Origin of the sequence: Kitasatospora sp. NPDC056783 (assembly GCF_042789895.1) — a bacterium.
GTDB lineage: Bacteria > Actinomycetota > Actinomycetes > Streptomycetales > Streptomycetaceae > Kitasatospora.
Genome location: NZ_JBHUAF010000079.1, coordinates 1 through 21,358 on the forward strand (window position 1 = coordinate 1; position 21,358 = coordinate 21,358).

Here is a 21,358-nt window from a genome sequence, read left to right on the forward strand (position 1 = left end):
GTGCCAGGACGGATCGGGGAACGGGGCATCGGATCGTCATCGAACCTCCGGGATGGCTTCCGGTGAGTCGTCGGCGACCATAACCCGGGGCACTGACAATCGACTTCCGGTGAGAATGCGGAAGGCAAGTCGAGCGCGAACCAATGGAAATGACGTACTGTCACAGTATTTTTTATCGATTTCCACGGTCGGGAATTCGCGCCGGACGTGCCCCGGCCTCCGTCCCGGGTCCGGCTGAGCGGCGTGGCCTGGCCCTGGGCCCGAATTTCCGACGTCCCGGCGCTCCGGAACCAGCGGGACGCGTGGCCCGGTACGCCGCGGGGCCGGTGCGACGGAGCGCCCGGCCACGCGCCACGGTCCGCCCCGCTACGCGGCGCGCTCCGTCTCCTCCTCGACGATCCGGCCGTCGCGGACCTCGATCACCCGGTCGGCGAGCCCCATCAGCGTCGGGTCGTGGGTGGCGACCAGCACCGTGACGCCCTCGCTGCGCACCACCGCGCGGAGCAGCTCCATGATCGAGCGGCCGGTCTCCGAGTCCAGCTGACCGGTGGGCTCGTCGGCGATGATCAGGCTGGGTTCGTTGGCCAGCGCGCGGGCGATGGCGACGCGCTGTTGCTGGCCGCCGGAGAGTTCGCCGGGGCGCTGGTTGGCGTGGTCGGCCAGGCCCACGAGGGCGAGCAGGGTGTGGGCGCGCTCCTCGCGTTCGGCGGCCGGGGCCTTGCGCAGCCGCATGGGGACGCCGACGTTCTCCGCGGCGGTGAGCATCGGGATCAGCCCGAAGGACTGGAACACGAAGCCGATCCGTTCGCGCCGCAGGGCGAGTCGACCGTCCTCGTCCAGGCCGGCGAGGTCGACGCCGTCCAGGGCGATGGTGCCGCTGGTCGGGCTGTCCAGGCCGCCGACGAGGTTGAGCAGGGTGGTCTTGCCGGAGCCGGAGCGGCCCTTGAGCGCGGCCAGCTCGCCACGGCCCACGGTGAACGAGACGCCGCGCAGGGCGTGCACGGCCCGCTCGCCGGTGCCGAAGCTCCGGCGAAGGTCGGTCACGGCCACCATCGGCGGGGTGGCGGTTGCGGCGGCCTGATGCTGCGTCATGCGAGGTCCCCCTGTGGGCGTGGTCACCCGGTTTCTTCCGGGCCCCATCCGGTTCTACGGATATGACTGCTCTGGTGGTTCACGTTCCCGGGAGGGAATCCGTGAGGGCGTTGTCCCTGGTCAAAGGGGCGTGCTGAAGCCGAGGTTGTGAGGTGTTCATGGCATTCGCGTGGGGTCATCCCCGGCCGGGATGCTACCAATGAAAGGAATTTGCTCACCGCTTACTTGATTCGCGCAAGTCCCTTCCGTTCCTGGATCGAATCTGACAGCATCGTCCGCTATCCGGCGACTGGTAGCCGGTGATCAATGCGCCGGTGTGCTCGCGACGTGTCTGTCTGTGGCCGATTTGTGCTCGGACTGGATCGGCGAGCGGGGCCGGGACGCAACCGGGGACCTGGTCCGGGGGAGGAACTTGATGCTCGGCTTCGTCGTGCGCCGACTGCGCGGGCGAGTGCCGCTGGCTGCCGCTGTCCTGTTTGCGGTGCTGATCACCACGTCCGTGCTGACCGCCTTGGTGGCCTTCAACAGCAGTGTCGGCGAGGCCGGCCTGCGGCAGGCGCTCCAAGGGCCCGGTCACGCGCGGACCACGGTGGCGGTGACCGGTGAGCACGGACTCGCCCAGCGGACGAAGGACGAGGAGGCGCTCGCCGGCTACCGGCAGAAGCTCTTCGGTGAACTGCCCGTCCACACCGACAGCCTGATGCGCAGCCGCTCCTACGGCCTGCCGGACTCCGGTGGTTCGGCGGCGAGCGGTGGCCCGGCGAGCGGCGGCGCCCCCGGTGCCCAGCTCGACCTGACGGTCCTCGCCGACCTCGACCGCGGCCGGGTCCAACTGCTCGCCGGCGCCTGGCCGGCGGCCGCCTCCGGGCCAGTCCAGTCCGCCGCGCCGGAAACCGCCGTCCCGCAGAGCCTGCTGCGCCGACTCGGCCTGACCGAGCAGGCCCTGCCCGCCGAGGTCCTGCTCTCCGACCGGGCCGACGGCAAGCCGCTGACGGTCCGGATCACCGGCGTCTACCGGGTCACCGACCCGACCGCCCCGTACTGGCGGATCGATCCGGTCGGCGGCCACGAGATCAAGGTCGGCGGCTTCACCACCTTCGGCCCGATGATGGTCGACCAGAGCGCCTTCACCACGGCCGGCCTGGTCCAGAGCGGCCGGAGCTGGCTGCTGGACGCCGACTTCTCCAACGCCGACCGGGCCGCCGCACAGGCCATGGGCGACCGCGCCCAGCACCTCGGCGAGGAGCTGCGCGCCACCGGGTCGCTCGCCGTGAATACCGAACTCCCGGACATCCTGCACGAGTTGTCCAACAGCATGGTGGTCGCCCGGTCCACCCTGCTGATCGGCGCCCTCCAGCTGGCCGTGCTCGCCGCGGCGGCCCTGCTGCTGGTGATCCACCTGATCGCCGCACGGCAGGAGTCCGAGAACGAGATCCTCGCCGCGCGCGGCGCCTCCGCCGTCAAGCTCGGCTCCTTCACCGCCCTGGAATCGCTGCTGCTGGCCCTGCCCGCGGCACTGTTCGCGCCCCTGCTGACCCCGGTCCTGGTCCGCGCGCTGGCCGGCCTCGGCGGCTCCCACCGGGTCACCCTGGACACCGGTGTCAGCTGGTCGCTCTGGCCGGTGGCCGTGGCCTGCGCCTTCGCCTGCGTCCTGCTGGCCACCGTGCCCAGCGTGGTGCGCGGCCTCGGCGCCGCCGTTCGCCGGCGCGCCGGGCGCCGCCAGGCCGCGGTCTCCGGCGTCGCCCGCAACGGTGGCGACCTCGCCGTGCTCGCCGTGGCCGCGCTCGCCTACCAGCAGCTCGACCAGTACGGGGGCGGGCTGTCCGCCGACTCCTCCGGCCGGCTCGACGTCGACCTGCTGCTGGTCGCCACCCCGACGCTCGCCCTGTGCGCCGGCACCCTGGTGGTCCTGCGCCTGCTGCCGTTCGTGGCCAGGCTCGGCGCCCGCGCCGCCGCCCGGGGCCGCGGCCTCGGCCCCGCCATGGTCGGCTGGCAGCTCGCCCGTCGTCCCGGTCGGGCCACCGGCCCGGTGCTGCTGCTCGTGATGGCCGTCGCCACCGGCGTCCTGGCACTCGGTCAGCACGCCACCTGGACCTCCTCCCAGCGCGACCAGGCGGCCTTCGCCACGGCCGGCGGCCTGCGCATATCCGGTTCGCACAACGCGCCGCTGGGCCAGGGCGGCCGCTACGGCAGCCTGCCCGGCGGCGACCGGCTGGTCCCGGTGGTCCGCGACGAACAGCCGCTCCAGAACGGCAGCGGTGAGCTGCTGGCCGTGGACGGCGCCGCCTTCGCCGGCCACGTCCCGGTCCGCGGCGACCTGCTCGACGGCCGCACCACGGCGGACGTCTTCGGCGCGCTCGCCACGACCGCCGGCGCCCCGTCCGGCATCCCGCTGCCCGGCCGCCCGCTGCGGATCGACGCCGACATCGAGGTGAACCAGCAGGAGGTCCTGAAGTCGTCGACCGGCCCGATCCGCCCGGAGGTCCGGCTCCTGCTGCGCGACCGCTTCGGCCTCGTCCACAAGGTCCCGTTCGGTGATCTCCCGCTGAACGGCCGGGTCCGCTCCTCGGTCGCGCTCGGCGCGATGGTCGACGCCCCGGTGGGCTCGGTCGCCGCTCCGCTGAGCGTGGTCGGTGCGATCGTCTCCTTCGGCGACCGCAGCGTGGGCGACGTCACGGTCCGGAACCTGGCCGTCTCCGAGACGGCCGACGGACCGGCCACCGCCGTCCCGGTTCCGGGCGGCGTCGGCTGGAGCCTCAAGACCCCGCCGAGCGGTGCCGCGAACAGCATGCCGCCGGTCTCGCTCGCCTCCAAGGAGGCGACGGCCGACGCGCTCTTCACGTTCAGTCACCAGTCCGTCAAGGGCATCGGCAACACGCTGCGCGTGGTGCTGATCCCGGCCGGGGCGGCCGCCCCGGCCACTGTCGGCGCCGTCGCCACCCGCGACTACCTGAAGGCCGTCGGCGCCAAGGTCGGTGACACCCTCCAGGTGCCGTTCAGCGGCGTCGTCGTCCCGGTCAAGGTGACCGGCGAGGTGGAGGCCGTCCCGGTGGCGGGCCGACGGGCGCTGGTGATGGACCTCGGCTCGGTCGCCCGGGTGCTGATCGCCCAGGACCGCGACCTGCCCACCCGTATCGAGTGGTGGCTGCCCGCAGCCGGGCCGGACGACCGTGCCCCGGCCGAGGCCGCCGCCGCCCTGCGCGGTGCCCCCGGGAGCCAGAACCTCGCGCTCTACGACGAGGTCGCCGACGGACTCCTCGGCGACCCGGTCGGCGCCGCCCCGCAGAGCGCGCTGATGGCCATCGCGATCGTCACCGCCGTGCTCGCCGCGATCGGCTTCGCCGCCGCCGTGGCCGGCTCCGCCCACGAGCGCTCCCGGGACTCCGCGCTGCTGCTCGCCCTCGGCGCACCGCGCAAGCAGGCCACCCGTACCGCCGCCGCCGAGAACGCGGTGCTGGTCGGGCTCGGCGGAATCGTCGGCCTCGCCCTCGGATCCCTGCTCGTCCGGCTGATCGTGCCGTTCGTGGTGCTGACCCCGGCCGCCCGCCGACCGGTGCCCGAGGCGCTGGTCGAGCTGCCGTTCGGTCAGGCGCTCCTGTTCGCGGCCGCGATCGCCGTCGTCCCGCTGCTGTCGGCCTTCCTCATCGGCCGCCGGCGCCGGGACCTGGCCGCCCGGCTGCGCCACGTGGAGGAGATGTGACCACCAAGGCCGGCACCACCGTGCCCACCCCCGCACCGGCGCCACCGCCCGCGTCGCCGTCCGCCCACCGCCCCGCGCCCTGGGTCCGCACCAGGCTGCGCGCGACGCCGCTGGCCGCGCTGCTCACGGCGCTCCTCGCCCTCGTCACCGTCTTCCTGGCGGCGGCCTTCCCGCGGCTCGCGGACCGGGGCGCGGACAGCGCGCTCCAGGAGTTCGCCCGCGGCCTGGGCGTCAACGTGACCAGCCTGGAGGTCACCTCCGGGGTGATCCGCGACGAGAGCGCCGCCGATCTGGACACCGTCCAGCAGAGGCTCGGCGAGCAGGTCGGACGGCAGCTGCCGCTGGCCCGGTCCGGGCGGGACTACGGGACCCGGGTCAAGACCGAGCGCCGGATGTTCAACCCCGGCTTCACCCGGTTCTCCGAACAGGCCGCCCCGGCACTCAGCCTGGCCTACCTGCACGGTCTGGAGGACCGGGTGACGCTGACCGCGGGCACCTGGCCCGGCGCCGTCGCCCCGGACGGCGGTCCGCTGCCGATCGTGCTGAGCGAGAAGGCCGCCGAGGCCATCAACATCAAGATCGGCGACGTCATCGAGAGCGGCACCGACGGTCCCCTCCCGCTGCGCAGCACCGTGGCCGGCCTCTACCGGGTCAACGATCCCCAGGACCCGGTCTGGGAAACCCTCGGCTGCCCGACCAGGGCCTGCCTGAGCCTCAAGGGCGACGACGCGTGGCTCCGGACCAGCGGCTTCGTCAGCGGCGGCAGCCTGTCGGCGCTGGCCGCCTGGGGTTCGAGCGGCCAGAACTTCTGGCGGCTTCCCGTCGATCCCGGTTCGCTGCGCGCCGACCGGCTCGACGGGCTCCGCGGGACCCTCGGCTCGTTCACCTCCGGTCCCGGCCTGTCCGCCCTGATCGACGCGACCCTCCGGGCCGACCTGCACGCCACCTCGCTGATGCCGGACGTCCTGAGCCGGGCCACCGCCCGCTACCAGGCCGCCGCCCCGCTGGGCGCAGTCGGTCCGGTCGGCGTGGCCGGCATCGCGGTCGTGGTGCTCTGCATGGCCGCGGCGCTCAGCACGGACCGGCGCACCGCCGAGATCCGGCTGCTCCAGGCCCGCGGCGGCTCGCGCGCCGGAGTGCTGCTGAGGCTGCTCGGCGAGGGCGTGGTGACGGTCGTGCCCGCCGCCGTGCTCGGCACCGCCCTCGCGCTGGTACTGCTGCCCACCCTGCGGTGGGGCAACTCGGTGCTGTCGGCGCTCGCCGTGACCCTGCTCGCGGTGCTGGCCTTCCCGCTCCGTGCCACCCGGCTGTGGGCGAGACCGCGGGCGGCCGGCGGCTGGCGCCGGGCGATCGGCGAGCTGACCGTGCTGGCCGTCACCGCCGCGGCCGTGGCGGAGGTCCGCCGCCGCGGCGTCGGTCATGCGGGCAGCGGCGTGGACCCGCTGCTGGTGGCCGCCCCGCTGCTGCTCGCCGTCTCCGGCGGCCTGGTGCTGGCGAGGATCGAGCCGGTCGTGGTCGGCTGGCTGGCCGCCGTCGCCGGGCGAGGGCGCGGCCTGGTCGGCTTCCTCGGCCTGGTCCGGGCCGCCCGCGACAACTCCGGCCGGCGCCGGCCCTCCGCGCTGCCGTTGCTGGCCCTGCTGATCGCCGTCACGGCCACCGGCTTCGGCGCCACCGTGCTCGACACGGTGGACCACTCCCGGACGCGGGCCGCGCGCCTCGACGTCGGCGGCGACGTGTCCATCGGCGTCCCGGTCTACGCCACCCTGTCGGAGGACTTCATCCGGGCGGCCGGCGAACTGCCCGGGGTCCGGGCCGCGACCGGCGCCTGGATCGAGGACCGGGCCACCTTCATCGGCGGCGACCGGACCACCACCGACGCCATGCTGGTGGTGGTCGAGCCCAAGGCCTACGCGGAGATCTCCCGCACGGCCGGGGTCGGCGGCTTCGACCCGGCCGAGCTGGCCGGCGCCCCGGGCGGCCGGGACGCCCCGGTGCCCGCGCTGTTCAGCCAGAACCTGGCCGACCGCCTGGGGAAGGGCGCGCCCCAGGTGCGCACGCCCAGCGGCAGCATGATGACCACCAGCGTCGCCGGGACCGTCGCCGCCACGCCCGCCCTGCCTGACCCCGGCAAGCCCTTCGTGGTGGTGCCGGCCGGCCCCGCGGCGGAGCACCTGCCGGAGCTCAAGCGGGCGACCAAGGTGAACAAGTGGTTCGCGGTCGGCGACATCGACCCGGACCGGGTGCGCGTCCTGCTGCTGGAGCGCGGCCTCGGCGGCCGCCAGCTGTCGGGCATCGTCAAGATGGTCAACGACGAGGCCACGGCGGCGGGCAAGGCCAGCTCCGGACTGCCCCCCGGGTACGTGGTGCACAGCAGCCGGGAGAAGCTCGCCGAACTCGCCGGCGACCCGGTGCAGCGCGCCGCCGGGCGGCTGTTCTGGTACGCGGGCTTCGCCGCCGCCGGATTCGCCCTGCTCGCCGTGCTGCTGACGCTGGTGCGGGCGGCGCCCGACCGCACGGCCGTGCTCGCCCGGCTGCGCACCATGGGCCTGCGGCGCCGTCAGGGGCTGGTGCTGGTCATCGCCGAGGCGCTGCCGCAGACCCTGGCGGCGGCGGTCGGCGGCGGCCTGGTCGCGGTGGCGGCGGTGGTCCTGCTCGGGGGCGCCATCGACCTCTCGGCGCTGGTCGGCGCCCCGGTCGCCGAGACCCTGGCCCCCGCGGTGATGCCGGTGCTGCTGCCCACCGCGGGCCTGGCCCTGGTGGTCTGCCTGGGTGTGGTGGTGGAGACGCTGGCCGCCGGCCGGCGGCAGATCGCGACCGAACTACGAGCGGGGGAACAGCAATGAGGCCGGGTACAGCGGGCGGCGCGACTCCGGGAAGGCCGCGGCCGACAGCCGGCGGTGGTGCCCGGGCCGCGACCGCGGCGCGGGCCGTCGGGACAGTGGAGAGCGGTGCGATGACGCAGACAGTCGAGACAGGAGACGAGCGGTGATGAGCACTCCCCAGGAGCGGACGGTCGCCGAGGCGCCCAGCCTCCAGGAGCTCCAGCAGCGGGCCCTCGCCGCCGCGTCGCCCAAGGCGTTCGGCGAGGGAGCGGCCATCGTGTGCGACCGGCTGGTCCGGATCTTCAGCGCGGAGGGGGTCGAGGTCCAGGCCCTCCAGGGCCTGGAGCTGACCATCCGGCAGGGCGACCTGGTCGCGCTGGTCGGGGCTTCGGGCAGCGGCAAGTCCACGCTGCTCACCATCCTGGCCGGGCTGGACGTGCCGACCGCGGGAACCGCCACCGTGGCCGGCTGCGACCTGCTGGAGATGTCCGTCAAGGAGCGGCTGCGCTACCGGCGCGAGGTGGTCGGCTTCATCTGGCAGCAGACCGCCCGCAACCTGCTGCCCTTCCTCACCGCCGCCGAGAACATCGCGCTGCCGATGCAACTGCGCGGCCGCCGCTCGGGCGCCGGCGGTGCCAGGCAGCAGGCGGCCCGGGTGACCGAGCTGCTGGAGGCGCTGGAGATCGGCGAGCTCGCCGACCGCAAGCCCAACCAGCTCTCCGGCGGTCAGCAGCAGCGGGTGGCGATCGCGGTGGCGATGGCCAACAACCCGCCGGTGCTGCTCGCCGACGAGCCCACCGGAGAGCTGGACTCGGAGACCGCGGGGAGCATCTTCGAGGCCTTCCGCACCGTCAACCGCGAACTGGGCGCCACCGTCGTGATCGTCACCCACGACCCGATGGTCGCGGGCGAGGTCCGCCGCACGGTCGCCATCCGGGACGGGCGGACCGCCAGCGAGGTGCTGCGCCGCACCGTGACGGACGAGCACGGCGAGGAGTCGGTGAACGAGCGCGAGTACGTGATGCTGGACCGCAGCGGCCGGGTGCAGCTGCCGGTCAAGTTCCTGGAGTCGCTCGGGATGGAGCACCGGGTGGCGGTCGACCTCGCGGCCGACCACATCGAGGTCCGGCCGGACGACCTCGCGGGGCACTGAGGGGTCCTGCGGCCGCCGGCCGCGGTGCGGTGCTTCCGGGCACCGCGCCGCGGTCAGCCGTCGCCGCCCATCCGCTGGAAGAGGCCGCTGCCCTCGGCGTCCGTCCGCGGGTCGGGCGGCGTGTCCTGGGCGGCGCGTTCGCCGCGGGAGGTGGCGGTGCAGAGGGCGAAGACGATCAGGGCGCTGGCCGCGACGGCGAGGATGCCCAGTGCGGTCAGGACGCGGAGCCAGGTCAAGGAGTGCCTCCTGGGGGACGGTGCGGCCCGCACTGACGTGCACGACGCCGCCGGGATGTATCGGCAGGTCGTGCCGCACGGTCGAGTGCCCACGGACGGTTCTTCCCGCCGGGCGGCGCGCGAGAGGTCGCCCGCGTGGGCGCTCGAATCACTCGTCGGGCGTGTCACGCCCCGTTGCGCGCCCCTGCGGTGGCCGACGGCCGTCCGCTCCCGTCGCCCACCTGGGCCCGCAGTGCGGCGAGGTCCGGTTTGCCGAGACCGTTCAGCGGGATCGCGGGCAGCAGCAGGAGCGTGTCCGGGGCGCACCGGCCGAGTCCGCGCGCCCTGACCCAGCGGTGCAGCTGCTCGGCCGTCAGCCGGGAGCCGGGGGCGAGGGCGACCGCGGCGTGCACCCGTTCCAGGTGGTCCGGGTCGGTGGTCGTGAACATCACCGCCTCGCGGACCTCCGGGTGGGAGCGCAGCGGCTCCTCGATCTCGCGGGGGAACACATTGTGCCCCTCGACGATCGCCATCGGGTCCCGCCGCCCGGCCACCGTCAGATAGCCGGCCCGGTCCACGCTGCCGAGGTCTCCGGTGTGCAGCCAGCCGTCCCGGAGCACCCGTTCGGTCAGTTCCGGGTCGCGCCAGTAGCCGGCCATCACGGTCGGGGTGCGCACGCAGATCTCCCCGGTCCGACCCGGCGGCAGCTCGGCGCCGTCCTCGTCCAGAACACGCAGCCCGGTGTCCGGGTACGGGCGGCCGGCGGTGGTCAGCAGCCGCGGTGCCAGGTGCTCGTCCGGGCCCAGCCGGGCGACCGGCCCGCACTCCGTCAGGCTGTACGTCTGGTGCAGCACCCGGCCCAGCCGCCGGGTCGCCTCGGCGAGACGCCGCGGCGAGGGGGCGCAGCCGGTGTAGCCGACCCGGCGCAGGCTGCCGGTGTCGGTGGCGGGCAGCAGCGGGTGGTCCAGCAGCCGGTACAGCAGGTGCGGCGGCAGGAAGATCCGGGACACCCGGTGCCGCTCGACCGCCGCCAGCACGGCGCCGGCGTCGAACCCGTCCTGCATCACCACCGTGCCGCCGGCCGCCAGTGCCAGGTCCGCCGTGGTGCCGCCGCCGTGGCAGAGCGGGGTGCACAGCAGGAAGACCGCGCCGGACAGCAGCTGCGGGCGCGGCGGGCGGGCGAAGCGGCGCAGCACCCCCTTCGGGCGGCCGGTGGTGCCGCCGGTGAACCGCACCGCCATCACGTCCTCGGGCCGGTACCGGGGTTCGAGCGGGGCGGGGGAACGGGCCGCGGCGAGGTCCAGCAGATCGGTGCCGAGCCCGTGCGGTGCCGGGCCCAGGGAGAACAGGAGGGCCGAGGGCACGGTCCGCGCGATCCCCGCGGCCGCGGCCGAGCACCGGAGCGGGTCGAAGACCAGCGCGGAGGTTCCGGCGAACTCCGCCAGCGCCACCTGCTCGGCGACCGGCCCGTCCGGGAACGGCATCGCCACCCGGCAGCCCAGTAGGTTCGCGGCCAGGCGCACCAGCAGCGCCTCCGGCCGGTTCCCGGCCAGCACCGTCACCCCGTCCCCGCGTCCGAGGCCGGCCCGTTCCAGCGCCCGGGCGGCGCGGTGGACCAGGTCCAGGCACCGTTGCCCGGTCCAGGTGTCCTCCCCGTACCGGATCGCCACCCGCGCGGGATCGCGCGCGAGCCCGTCCAGCACTCGCGCGGTGTACGTCGGAGCCGCCTCGGCCATGGCCCGTCCTCCTGTCTGACGGTCCGTCAGCCTAGTGGACGGCCGGTCCCCCGGGCGCACCGCGGCCGACCGGGGCCCCATCGGCACCGGCGGGCACGGACGGGGACGAGGCGGACGAGCCGTCGTCCGAGGCGGTTGTTAGGGTTCCCGGTCGGACGTGAACGGGGGGTCGGGCTGATGCACGACGGGTCGGAGGCGGTGGTGACGCCGCGCGGCGTGGTCGATCTGCGGGGCGAGGCCGGGGCGGAGTTCGTCACCGCCTACCCGGCCGACGCCGTCGTGGTGGTGTCGGGGCTGCCGGGGGCCGGGAAGAGCACCCTGCTGCGGCGCTGGTCCGCGGCGGCGCCGCGGACGGTGGACCCGCGGACGGTGCACGAGGCCTGCGCGGCGGTGATGCCCGCCGCGCTGCCGTACGCGGTCTACCGGCCGTGGGCCCGGCTGGAGCACTTCCGGCTGCTGCGCTCCTCGGTGCGCGGCGACGGCCCGCTGCTGGTGCACGACTGCGGCAGCCGCGCCTGGATGCGGCGCTGGCTGGCCCGGGAGACGGGCCGCCGGGGCCGTGAACTGCACCTGGTGCTGCTGGACGTCGGCGCCGAGGCCGCACTGGACGGGCAGCGGGCCCGCGGCCGGCACGCCTCCACCCGGGTCTTCGCCCGCCACCGCCGCGGCCTGGAGCGGCTGTCGGCCGCCTTCACCCGCCACACGCGGTCCGGCGGGCCGGTGCCCGTGCCGGAGGCCTCGTCCGTCCTGCTGCTCGACACAGTCTCCCGCTCCCGGGCGCGGTCGGTGCGGTTCGGGCCGACGGACTGATCTCGGAGGCCGGCCGCACGGGCGGGCCGGCCTCGCCGACGACGGGCCCCACGACCGGAGGAGCACGGGCGAGAACCGGCCGACCGGGGACCATGATCGCCACAACGCCCCCGCGACCGCCCCCGGCACTGCCAGACTGGTCCGGCACAGTCCGTCACGGAGAGAGGTCACACCCCGCATGCCCAGCAGCGCCGCCGTCGACAATCCGTGGTTCCGCCGGTTCAACCCGTCCGACTCCGCGCCCGCCCGGGTCGTGATCTTCCCGCACGCCGGAGGCTCGGCCAGCTACTACCTGGAGCACTCCAACGCACTGGCGCCGCACGCTGACGTGCTCGCCGTCCAGTACCCGGGCCGGCAGAACCGCATCGCCGAGCCCACGGTCGGCTCGGTGGCCGAACTCGCCGACGAGCTCTACCGGGAGCTCAGGGACTGGGCGGACCGGCCGCTCGTCTTCTTCGGGCACAGCATGGGCTCGGCCGTCGCCTTCGAGACCGCCCGGCGCTTCGAGCGCGACGGCGTGCGGGGGCCCGACCGGCTGTTCGTCTCGGCCGGCCGCGCCCCCTCCCTGGGCCGAGACGCCAACATCCACCAGCTGCCCGACGACGAACTGCTCGCCGAGATCGCCGCGCTCGGCGGCACCGACGAACGGGTCTTCACCATCCCCGCCCTGCGCGAGCTGATCCTGCCGAGCCTGCGCGCCGACTACACGGCCATCGAGACCTACCGCTGCGCGCCGGACGCGACCGTGTCGCTGCCGATCACCGCCCTGGCGGGGGAGGGCGACACCTCCGCCACCGTCGACCAGGTCGGCCAGTGGGAGCGGCACACCACCGGCTCCTTCGACCTGCGGGTCTTCCCGGGCGGCCACTTCTACCTGGCCGACCGGGCCGCGGCCGTGGCGGAGGTGATCACCGCGCACCTGGGCGGCTGAGCCCCGGCCGGGCCGCCACGGTCGGGCCGCCACGGCCGGGCGTCCGCGCCGACCTCTGGGGCGATCCGTCCGCGTCCGGTGACCGGAGCGCGTTCGCTCGGATACTGTGCCTGCCTGACGTACCGCCAGCAGACCATCGGGAGGCAGTCGTGCGCCGGATCGCCGTCGTCGGAGCGGGCCAGGCCGGCCTCCAGCTCGCCCTCGGGCTGGTGGCGGACGGGTACGAGGTGACACTGGTCGCCGAACGCACCCCGGAACAGCTGCGCTCCGGCCGGGTGCTGTCCACCCAGGCGATGTTCGGCCCCGCGCTGCGGATCGAGGCGGCGGCCGGGCTGGACCTCTGGGCGGAGCAGGCGCCGGCCGTCTCGGCGGTGGCGGCGGTCCTCGCGGTACCCCCGGGGGTACGGGCGCTGGAGTACACCATGACCCTGGACGAGCCCGCCCAGTCGGTGGACCAGCGGCTCAAACTGGCCGGCTGGCTGGAGCTGCTGGCCGAGCGCGGCGGCCGGATCGAGTACCGCACGCTGGACCCGGACGGGCTGCACCAGCTGGCCCGCCGACACGAGCTGACCGTGGTCGCGGCCGGACGCGGCGCGCTGGCCGGGATCTTCGAGCGCGACGCCGCCCGCTCGCCCTTCGACCGGCCGCAGCGGGCGCTGTCCTGCCTGTACGCGCACGGCGTCGGCTCGCCCGACCCGGCCGCGGAGCCGAGGGCCCGGATGAACGCCCTGCCGGGCCTCGGCGAGCTGTACCTCCAGCCGGCGCTCACCCTGTCCGGCCCGTGCGACATCCTGCTCTGGGAGGCGCTGCCCGGCGGCCCGCTGGACGCCTTCGGCGACGCCCCGTCGCCGGACGTCCGACTGGCGCGGATCCGCGAGCTGCTGGGCGAGTACCTGCCCTGGGAGGCGGAGCTCTGGACAGAGGCCGAGCCGACCGACGCCGGTGCCGGACTGTCCGGCGCCGTCACCCCGGTGGTCCGGCGCCCGGTGGCGGAACTCGGCTCGGGCGTGGACGCCGTCCACGTGCTGGGCATCGGCGACGCGGTGGTGGTGACCGACCCGATCACCGGACAGGGCGCCAACAACGCCGCCCGGGCGGCCGAGGCCTACCGCCGGGCCGTCGTCGAGCACGGCGAAGCCCCGTTCACGGCCGACTGGATGTGCCGCACCGCCGAGCGGTTCTGGCAGCAACAGGCGCGGCACAGCGTGGACTTCACGGCCTCCATGCTGACCGTCCCGGACCACCTCCAGGGGGTGTTCGCGGCCGCCGCCGAACACCCGGAGGTCGGCCGCCGGCTCGCCAACACCTACGCCGACCCGAGTGAGCACGCCGCCTGGCTGGCCACGCCCCAACTGGCCGCCGCCTATCTGGCCTCGGTCGGGGCCTGAAGGGCCGGAGCCCTGAGGAACCGGAGCTCCGAGGGATCGGAGCCCTGAGGAACCGGAGCCCTGAGGAACCGGAGCTCCGAGGAGTCGGAGCCCCGAGGAGTCGAATCCTCATGGGCCGACGCCCGAGCGTCCTTCCCCGGCCGTCCGCACTTGCCCCCGGGCGGTGCGCGGGACGACGCTGGAGAAAGGACGGCAACGGGTGCGGGAGGCGTCGCTCGTGGACGGACGCGAGCCCGCGGGCCGGTCCGGCCGTGGCCACCGGAGCGTGCCGCACACGGCCGACCTGCGGGTCGAAGCCTGGGCGCCGACAGCCGAGGGCTGCATCGGCGAACTGGTGCACGCCGTCGTCGCCGGCTTCGCCGACCTCGCCGACGCCCGGGTCACCGGCGAGCGCGGCTGCACCGTCCTCGCGGTGAGCGACCCGGACCTGCTCGCCGGCGTCCTGGAGGAGGTCATCTACCGGATGGACGCCGACGGCGAACTGCCGGTCGCGGTGGCGATCGGCCCGATCGAGGGCCTGGACGGGGCCCGCCGGGTGACGGTCCGCTTCCGGATGGCCGACGCCGCCACCGCCGTGCTGGTCGGCGCCGTGCCGAAGGCCGTCGCACTGCACGACCTGGACCTGAGCGCCGGGCCGGACGGCTGGACCTGCCGGGTCACGGTGGACGTCTGAGCCCGGCCCCGGATGCGGCGGGCCCGTGGGAGCGAGGTGGCCGAGGTGGAGATCGCACTGGCCGAGGCGGGCCGGCACCGCTGGCGGATCGAGCCGCGCCCACCGATGCGGGTGCCCGGCGTGGTGTTCGCGAGCGCCGCGCTGCTGCCGCAGGCCGCCGGGGACAAGGCACTGGAACAGGTGGCGAACGTGGCGACACTGCCCGGGATCGTCCGCGCCTCGTACGCGATGCCCGACGTCCACTGGGGCTACGGCTTCCCGATCGGAGGGGTCGCCGCCACCGACGTCGAGCGGGGCGGGGTGGTCTCGCCCGGCGGGGTGGGCTTCGACATCTCCTGCGGGGTCCGGCTGCTGGCCGCCGGCGTCAGCCGGGACGAACTCGACCCGGAGCGGATCCGCCGTCTGATGGACCTGCTGGACCGCACCGTGCCGCGCGGTTTGGGCCTGGGCGGGCTGTGGCAGCTGTCCGGACCGGGGGAGCTGGACGAACTCCTGCTCGGCGGCGCCCGCTACGCCGTCGAGCACGGCCACGGCGTGCCGCGCGATCTGGAACGCTGCGAGGACCGCGGAGTGCTGGCCGGCGCGGCCCCCGGCGAGGTGAGCACCCGGGCCGTCGAGCGAGGACTGCGGCAGGTCGGCAGCCTCGGCTCGGCCAACCACTTCCTGGAGGTACAGGCCGTCGACCGGGTGCCCGACGAGCGGACCGCCGCCGCCTTCGGACTGCGGCCCGGACAGGTCTGCGTCATGATCCACTGCGGCTCGCGCGGCCTCGGCCACCAGATCTGCACCGACCACGTCCGCGCCATGGACCGGGAGCTGCACCGCTACCGGATCGAGGTCCCCGACCGCCAGCTCGCCTGCACCCCGGTCGGCTCCCCGCGCGGCCGCGCCTACCTGGGCGCCATGACCGCCGCCGCCAACTACGGCCGGGCCAACCGGCAACTGCTCTCCGAGGCCGCCCGCCGGGCCTTCGCCACCGCGCTCGGCGTCGGGCTGGAACTGGTCTACGACGTCTCGCACAACCTCGCCAAGCTGGAGACCCACGACGTGGACGGCGAGCCCCGCACCCTGTGCGTGCACCGCAAGGGAGCCACCCGGGCGCTGCCGCCCGGCGACCCCGACCTGCCCGCCGACCTGGCCGAGGCCGGGCAGCCGGTGCTGGTGCCGGGCACCATGGGCACCGCCTCGTACGTCATGGTCGGCCTGCCCGGCAACGAGGCGTTCCGCTCCGCCTGCCACGGCGCCGGGCGGGTGCTCAGCCGCCACCAGGCGCAGCGCACCGTGCGCGGCGAGCGGCTGAAGAGCGAGCTGGAGGCGCGGGGCATCGCGGTGCGGCCTGCCTCCTGGCGGGCTCTCGCGGAGGAGACGCCCGAGGCGTACAAGGACGTCGACGCGGTGGCCGCCGTCACCGAGGAGGCCGGGCTCGCCCGGCGGGTCGCCCGGCTGGTGCCGTTGGGCGTGTGCAAGGGGTGAGCCGCGGGCCCGGCCCGGGCGCGTCCCTCGACCGGCCCGGCCGGGCGCGCTTGGATGTCGGACGCGCCCGTCGCCGGGGTGGGGCCGGGGCCGTCGCCGGGGTGTGTGCGGCACCGGAGCGGGCCCGTCACACGGAGGCATCCGTCACAGGAGGTGGTCATGCCGGGGAACCAGGGCCGACCGCATCAGGACCGACCGGACCGAAGCGTGGTCCACCGTGGCGGCGGAGGCGGCCCGGTGATCGAACTGCGCTCGCTCACCAAGCGTTACGGCAGCACGGTCGGCATCGAACAGCTGGACGTCTCCGTCGAGGCCGGCGAGGTGTTCGGCCTGCTCGGCCCCAACGGCGCCGGCAAGACCACCACGCTGCGCTGCCTGGTCGGGCTGCTCGGCCCCAGCGAGGGGCAGGTCCGGGTGCTCGGCCTGGACCCGGTGGCCGACCACGGCCGACTCGCCCCCTCGATCGGCTACCTGCCCGGCGAACTGCGGCTCTACCCCGAACTCACCGGGCAGCAGACCCTCGACCTGCTCGCCGCCCTCCAGGGCGCCGAGGTTCCGCGCCAGGGCGAACTGTGCGAGCGGCTGAAGCTCTCCCGGGCCGATCTGGCACGTCCCGTGGGGCAGTACTCGCGCGGGATGAAGCAGAAGCTCGGGCTCGTACAGTCGCTCCAGCACCGGCCCCCGGTGGTGGTGCTGGACGAACCCACCGAGGGACTGGACCCGCTGGTCCAGGAAACCTTCTACGAACTGCTCGCCGGGGAGACCGAGGCCGGACGCACCGTCCTGCTCTCCAGCCACGTGCTGCCCGAGGTGCAGCGGACCTGCCGCCGGGTCGCCATCGTCCGCCACGGCCGGCTGGTCACCGTCCGTTCGGTGGCCGAACTGCGCCAGGCCAGGGCCCGCCGGGTCCGGCTGCTCCTCGCCGACGGGCGGGGCGCCGGGCCGCTCGGCACCGCCGATCGGTGGTCCCCGCGCTGGGACGGTCCACGGGTCGAGCTGCTGGTGCCACCGGACGAGGTGGTGGGGGCGGTGCGGGCGCTGCTGGCGGAACTGCCGGTGGCCGACCTGACGGTGGAGGAGGCGGGCCTGGACGAGGCCTTCCTCGACCTCTACCGCTCCGTCGGTGCCGCGGACGCCGACGGTTTCGAGACGGACCCCGACGGCGTCGAAGCGGACCCCGACGGCATCGACGAGGACGGCGCGCACGACAGCGGCCGACCGGCACCGGAGGAGCGGCCATGAACCCGGGCACCGTCAACCGCCGCCTCCCGCTGGTCTGGCTCGCCCTGCACCGACGCCGCCGGATGCTGCTCTTCCTGCTGCTCGGCATGGTCGTCTTCGAGACCCTGATCGTGGTGATCGCCGTGACCGTCCCGAGCGGCGACCTGTTCGGCGAACGCCGTACCCCGCCCGGTGCGTTCAAGGCCTTCAGCGGCTCCAACGGCGACATCTCCATCGCCAGCTACCCCGGCCTGCTCGGCGCCGGGCTCACCCACCCGTTCTGGATCGCCCTCCAGCTCACCGTGATCGGCTCGCTCGGCGCCGCCGCCGTCGCGGCCGACGTCGAGTCCGGCACCATCGAGCTGCTGATGACCAGGCCGGTCTCCCGGCGCCGACTGCTGGCCGAACGGACCGGCGCCCTGGTCGCCGCCACGGTGCTGCTCAACGCCGCCGCGACACTGACCCTCGCGATCGGGGTGGCGTCCGCCGCGAAGCTGCGCGAGGCCGTCCCGGAGAGCGCGGTGTTCACCGCCGGCCTGCTCGGCTGCGCCCTCGCGTTCTGCCTGACCGGACCGGTGCTGGCGGTCTCCGCGTTCAGCCGGCGCCGGGCCCATGTGATCGGCGCGGCCGTCGCCTTCGGCGCGGTCGGCTTCGCGCTCAACTTCGTCGCGCTGGCCTGGTCCCCGGCCCGCCCGCTGCGCTACCTCAGCCCGTTCCACTACTACGCCCCGGGCGACGTGCTCGGCCACGGCGGGGTGCCGTGGGCGGCGTTCGGGGTGCTGCTCGGCGTGGGGCTGCTCGGGGCGGCGGTGGCCTTCCGGGTGCTGGAGCGGCGGGACCTCGCGGTCTGAGGCCGGGCGGGGGCGGTGCGTCGGTGGGCGGCCGTCCGGAGGAGAGCGCTGGGCGGTGGTCTCTCCTCCGGATCCCGCCGGGCGCGCGAGACCCGCGGGAGTGGACCTAGCGTTGACGGAGTGAGTGCCGCGGCGGGGCCGTCGTGGCGGAGAACACCACGCCTGGAGGCACACCCGATGGCCGACATCCTGTTCGTCCTGACCGGTTCGAAGGTCTGGACGCTGAACGACGGCACCGCTCACCCGACCGGGTTCTGGGCGGAGGAGGCGGTCGTCCCGTACCGGGCCTTCACCGAGGCCGGCCACCGGGTCACGGTCGCCACCCCGGCCGGGGTGGTCCCGGTCGCGGACGGCGCCAGCCTGACCGACCCGGCGATGGCCGAGGAACTGCCGAAGATCGAGGAGTTCCGGCACCCGGTGGTACTGGCCGAGGTCGACCCGGCGGACTACGACGTCGTGTACTACCCCGGCGGTCACGGCCCGATGGAGGACCTGGCGGTCGACCCGGACTCCGGCCGGCTGCTCACCCGGGCGCTCGCCTCCGGGCGCCCGCTCGGGGTGGTCTGCCACGGCCCGGCCGCCCTGCTCGCCGCGCGGGGTGAGCAGGGCGGCTCGCCGTTCGCCGGGTACCGGGTGACGGGCTTCACCAACCTGGAGGAGGCCCAGGCCGGCCTGGCCGACCGGGCGCCGTGGCTGCTCCAGGACGAGCTGGTCGAGCTCGGAGTGGAGTTCGAGGAGGGCGAGCCCTGGGCGCCGCACGTGGTGGTCGACCGCAATCTGGTGACCGGACAGAACCCCGCCTCCTCGGGTCCGGTGGCCGCCGAGTTGCTGAAGCTGCTGCGGGTCCCGGCGGCACAGCGGTAGGGGAGGGGCCGTCCCAACGGTGGGGCCGTCCGAATGGCGGAGCTGCCCGAATGGCGGGGCCGTCCGAATGGCGGGGCCGTCCGGACGTCAGCGCAGGTCGTAGGCGGTGAGTGGGTGCCCCGACCAGATCCGGCGGGCGGTCTGTTCCGGGTAGCGGACGGTCTCCGAGCGGACGTCCAGGACCCGGGTGAGCTGACCGTCAGGTTCGAAGGCGGGCCACCCCGGGTCGCCGGTGGTGGCGAACCGGACCCAGGCCTGTCGCAGCTCCGCGGAGACGCGGACCGCCGCGGCGGTGGGCGGGTCGCCGAGGAAGTACCGGCCCATCGGGCTGTCCAGGGTGCCGAAGGCGAGGGACACGTCCAGGCCGTGGCAGGCGCCGAACGCGCCGTCCAGGGCGGGCGCGGGCAGGGTGAGCTCGAAGAGGTGGGAGGTGCCGCCGACCGCCGCGTTGGCCTCGGCCAGACGGAGCGACGGCACCCGGAACAGCGCGTCCGAGTGGACCGCTTCGAGGAGTTCGGAGGGTGTCGCCCCCGGAAGGGCGGCCCGGTAGGCGTCCGGGCCGGTCGGCGGCGGGGCGAGCAGTTCCAGGGCGAGCCGGGCCTCCTCCTCGGTGAAGCCGCCGTGTCGGCCGCTCAGAACGCCGAACAGCCGGAACTCGTCCCGGGTGTGGCCGACCAGCAGGTCGACGCCGTCGGTGACCGCCGACCACGGTGAGCCGGGCAGGACCTCGCCGTCGACCACCGGGACGGTGGCGATGCCGGTCTGGGCCAGCCGCCCCCAGCGCGCGAGGTGCCGAGGCAGCGCGGTGCCGAGTTCGGTGACCGCCGCGGCCAGCCGCCAGGGGTGCACCTCGGCCAGTGCGGCGGCGGTCGGGGCCGTGCCGAGCAGCCTGGCCGTCTCGGCGGTGACCTCGGCGGCCAGGGCGGGGGTGCAGTGGTTGCCCGGGACGGTGTGGGCGACGGCCCGGCGGAACAGCCCGCGGGCCGCGTCCATCGTTAGCAGGGCGGCGACCGAGCCGGCGCCCGCGGACTGCCCGGCGACGGTCACCCGGGCGGGGTCGCCGCCGAACCGCGCGATGTTGCGCCGCACCCAGCGCAGGGCGGCGAGCTGGTCGAGGAAGGCCCGGTTGGCCGGGGCGCCCTCCAGGAGGAGGAAGCCCTCGGCGCCCACCCGGTAGTTGACGCTCACCACGACCAGCCCGGCGGAAGCCAGGGCGGTCGGGTCGTACAGCGGGTCGCCGGCGGTCCCCGAGATGAACCCGCCGCCGTGGATCCAGACCAGGACCGGCAGCCCGGCCGATCCCGGATCGGGCGTGCAGACGTTGAGCGTCAGCCAGTCGGTGTCCTCGGACGGCTCGGCGGGGCCGGCGGGCATCGGACCGGACTGCGGGACGACGGGGCCGAAGGCGGTGGCCTCGCGGACGCCGTGCCAGGGCGCGGGCTCGACGGGGGCGGCGAAGCGGAGGGCCCCGACCGGTGGCCGGGCGTAGCGGAGGCCGCGGAAGACCGCGAGGTCCCGGCCGTCCCGCGGTTCCTGTGCGCGCCGCTGCTCCCAGCGGCCGTGGACGAGTCCCTCGGTGGTGCGGACAACGGGCTGTGCTGGCATGTGTCCTCCCTCGGAAGGTCCTCCACGTTATCGGTCGGCTGTATTATGTCAAGTGTATGGAAACGAATCCGCAGAGCCCGTAGAGTCCGACGGGTCCGGACGGAGTTCGTCCGGACGGAGTTCGAGGAGCCGCCGCCCATGCCCAAGCAGGTCGACCACCGGGAACGCCGAGAGACGATCGCCCGGGCACTGTGGCGGGTCGTGGAGCGGTGCGGCGCCACCCACCTGACGATGCGCGAGGTCGCCCGGGAGGCCGGCATCTCGCTCGGGCAGCTCCAGCACTACTTCGGCTCCCGGTCGCAGATGCTCTCCTTCGCGATGGACTTCGCCGGTGAGCAGAGCGGGCTGCGGGTCGGCCGGGCGCTGGGAGCGCTCGGGGAACGGCCGCACCCGAGGGACGTGCTGCGGGCGATGCTGGTGGAGATGTTGCCCCTGCACGCCGACGCCCGCGCGACCAGCCGGATGAGCGCCGCCTACGTGCTGGAGGCGCTGCACGACGAGGAGGTCCACGCGAGGGCGCGCGGCGCGCTGCTCCAGGGGCGGGCGCTGGTCGAGCAGGTGGTCCGGCAGGCGATCGCCGACGGATGCCTCGCGGCCGACCGGGACCCGGCGGTGGAGACGGACCTGCTGCTCGCGCTCACCGGGTTCACCACGCTGCTGGAGCTGGACGTGATCGGGCCCGCCGCCGTCCTCACGGCCGTCGACCGGCACCTGGACCGGCTGTTCGGGGTGGCCGGCGCTGCGGCGGGGAAGTCGGCGGTGGGCCGTCCGGAGGGCGGGCCGGAGGGCGGGCCGGGGCGTGGCAGGCTACCCGGGTAGGACCG

16 protein-coding genes are annotated in these 21,358 nt (G+C 75.1%); 12 read left to right on the top strand and 4 right to left on the bottom strand.

Annotated features, from left to right (window positions below; genetic code table 11):
- Positions 1-366: 366 nt before the first annotated feature.
- Entirely contained in the window at positions 367-1,092 is a 726-nt protein-coding gene (locus tag ACFRMQ_RS14605; protein ID WP_380730739.1) for an ABC transporter ATP-binding protein, read from the bottom strand.
- 415 nt (positions 1,093-1,507) lie between these two features.
- Here ACFRMQ_RS14605 and ACFRMQ_RS14610 point away from each other — a divergent pair, with 415 nt between their 5' ends.
- From ACFRMQ_RS14610 to ACFRMQ_RS14620, 3 genes are all read left to right on the top strand, one after another.
- Positions 1,508-4,792, top strand: coding sequence for an FtsX-like permease family protein (locus ACFRMQ_RS14610; protein ID WP_380730741.1), 3,285 nt, complete (start codon positions 1,508-1,510; stop codon positions 4,790-4,792).
- Positions 4,789-7,635 carry a hypothetical protein gene (locus ACFRMQ_RS14615; protein WP_380730743.1) on the top strand — a complete coding sequence of 949 codons (2,847 nt, stop codon included), beginning with the start codon at positions 4,789-4,791 and terminating at the stop codon, positions 7,633-7,635. The genes ACFRMQ_RS14610 and ACFRMQ_RS14615 overlap by 4 nt, the downstream gene beginning before the upstream one ends.
- A gap of 145 nt (positions 7,636-7,780) precedes the next feature.
- Positions 7,781-8,767, top strand: coding sequence for an ABC transporter ATP-binding protein (locus tag ACFRMQ_RS14620; RefSeq protein WP_380730745.1), 987 nt, complete (start codon positions 7,781-7,783; stop codon positions 8,765-8,767).
- Between the two features lie 53 nt (positions 8,768-8,820).
- On the opposite strand, the gene ACFRMQ_RS14625 is transcribed toward ACFRMQ_RS14620, so the two are convergent.
- A complete protein-coding gene (locus ACFRMQ_RS14625; RefSeq protein WP_380730747.1) occupies positions 8,821-9,003 on the bottom strand; it encodes a hypothetical protein in 183 nt (60 codons plus the stop codon).
- 164 nt (positions 9,004-9,167) lie between these two features.
- The gene (locus tag ACFRMQ_RS14630) at positions 9,168-10,718 is read right to left on the bottom strand and encodes an AMP-binding protein (RefSeq protein ID WP_380730749.1); all 1,551 of its coding nucleotides are present in this window, start codon (positions 10,716-10,718) and stop codon (positions 9,168-9,170) included.
- A 177-nt stretch (positions 10,719-10,895) separates the two neighbouring features.
- Between ACFRMQ_RS14630 and ACFRMQ_RS14635 the strand changes: the two genes are divergently transcribed.
- The 8 genes from ACFRMQ_RS14635 to ACFRMQ_RS14670 all read left to right on the top strand — a co-directional run bounded on the left by ACFRMQ_RS14635 (position 10,896) and on the right by ACFRMQ_RS14670 (position 18,929).
- Positions 10,896-11,528 carry an AAA family ATPase gene (locus ACFRMQ_RS14635; protein WP_380730751.1) on the top strand — a complete coding sequence of 211 codons (633 nt, stop codon included), beginning with the start codon at positions 10,896-10,898 and terminating at the stop codon, positions 11,526-11,528.
- 178 nt (positions 11,529-11,706) lie between these two features.
- Positions 11,707-12,459, top strand: coding sequence for a thioesterase II family protein (locus tag ACFRMQ_RS14640; RefSeq protein WP_380730753.1), 753 nt, complete (start codon positions 11,707-11,709; stop codon positions 12,457-12,459).
- Between the two features lie 149 nt (positions 12,460-12,608).
- A complete protein-coding gene (locus ACFRMQ_RS14645) occupies positions 12,609-13,847 on the top strand; it encodes a styrene monooxygenase/indole monooxygenase family protein (RefSeq protein ID WP_380730755.1) in 1,239 nt (412 codons plus the stop codon).
- A gap of 265 nt (positions 13,848-14,112) precedes the next feature.
- Positions 14,113-14,520 (top strand): archease, encoded by a 408-nt coding sequence (locus tag ACFRMQ_RS14650; RefSeq protein ID WP_380730757.1) that lies wholly within the window; start codon positions 14,113-14,115, stop codon positions 14,518-14,520.
- Positions 14,521-14,565: 45 nt separating this feature from the next.
- Positions 14,566-15,993 carry an RtcB family protein gene (locus ACFRMQ_RS14655; protein ID WP_380730759.1) on the top strand — a complete coding sequence of 476 codons (1,428 nt, stop codon included), beginning with the start codon at positions 14,566-14,568 and terminating at the stop codon, positions 15,991-15,993.
- Positions 15,994-16,230: 237 nt separating this feature from the next.
- The gene (locus ACFRMQ_RS14660) at positions 16,231-17,235 is read left to right on the top strand and encodes an ABC transporter ATP-binding protein (RefSeq protein WP_380730761.1); all 1,005 of its coding nucleotides are present in this window, start codon (positions 16,231-16,233) and stop codon (positions 17,233-17,235) included.
- Positions 17,232-18,065 (top strand): ABC transporter permease, encoded by an 834-nt coding sequence (locus tag ACFRMQ_RS14665; RefSeq protein ID WP_380730763.1) that lies wholly within the window; start codon positions 17,232-17,234, stop codon positions 18,063-18,065. The genes ACFRMQ_RS14660 and ACFRMQ_RS14665 overlap by 4 nt, the downstream gene beginning before the upstream one ends.
- 177 nt (positions 18,066-18,242) lie before the next feature.
- Entirely contained in the window at positions 18,243-18,929 is a 687-nt protein-coding gene (locus ACFRMQ_RS14670) for a type 1 glutamine amidotransferase domain-containing protein (RefSeq protein WP_380730765.1), read from the top strand.
- An 87-nt stretch (positions 18,930-19,016) separates the two neighbouring features.
- Here the strand turns inward: ACFRMQ_RS14670 and ACFRMQ_RS14675 are convergent, their stop codons facing one another.
- The gene (locus ACFRMQ_RS14675; RefSeq protein WP_380730767.1) at positions 19,017-20,534 is read right to left on the bottom strand and encodes a carboxylesterase/lipase family protein; all 1,518 of its coding nucleotides are present in this window, start codon (positions 20,532-20,534) and stop codon (positions 19,017-19,019) included.
- Between the two features lie 138 nt (positions 20,535-20,672).
- On the opposite strand from ACFRMQ_RS14675, the gene ACFRMQ_RS14680 reads away from it, so the two are divergent.
- Positions 20,673-21,353, top strand: coding sequence for a TetR/AcrR family transcriptional regulator (locus ACFRMQ_RS14680; protein ID WP_380730769.1), 681 nt, complete (start codon positions 20,673-20,675; stop codon positions 21,351-21,353).
- Positions 21,354-21,358 lie beyond the last annotated feature (5 nt).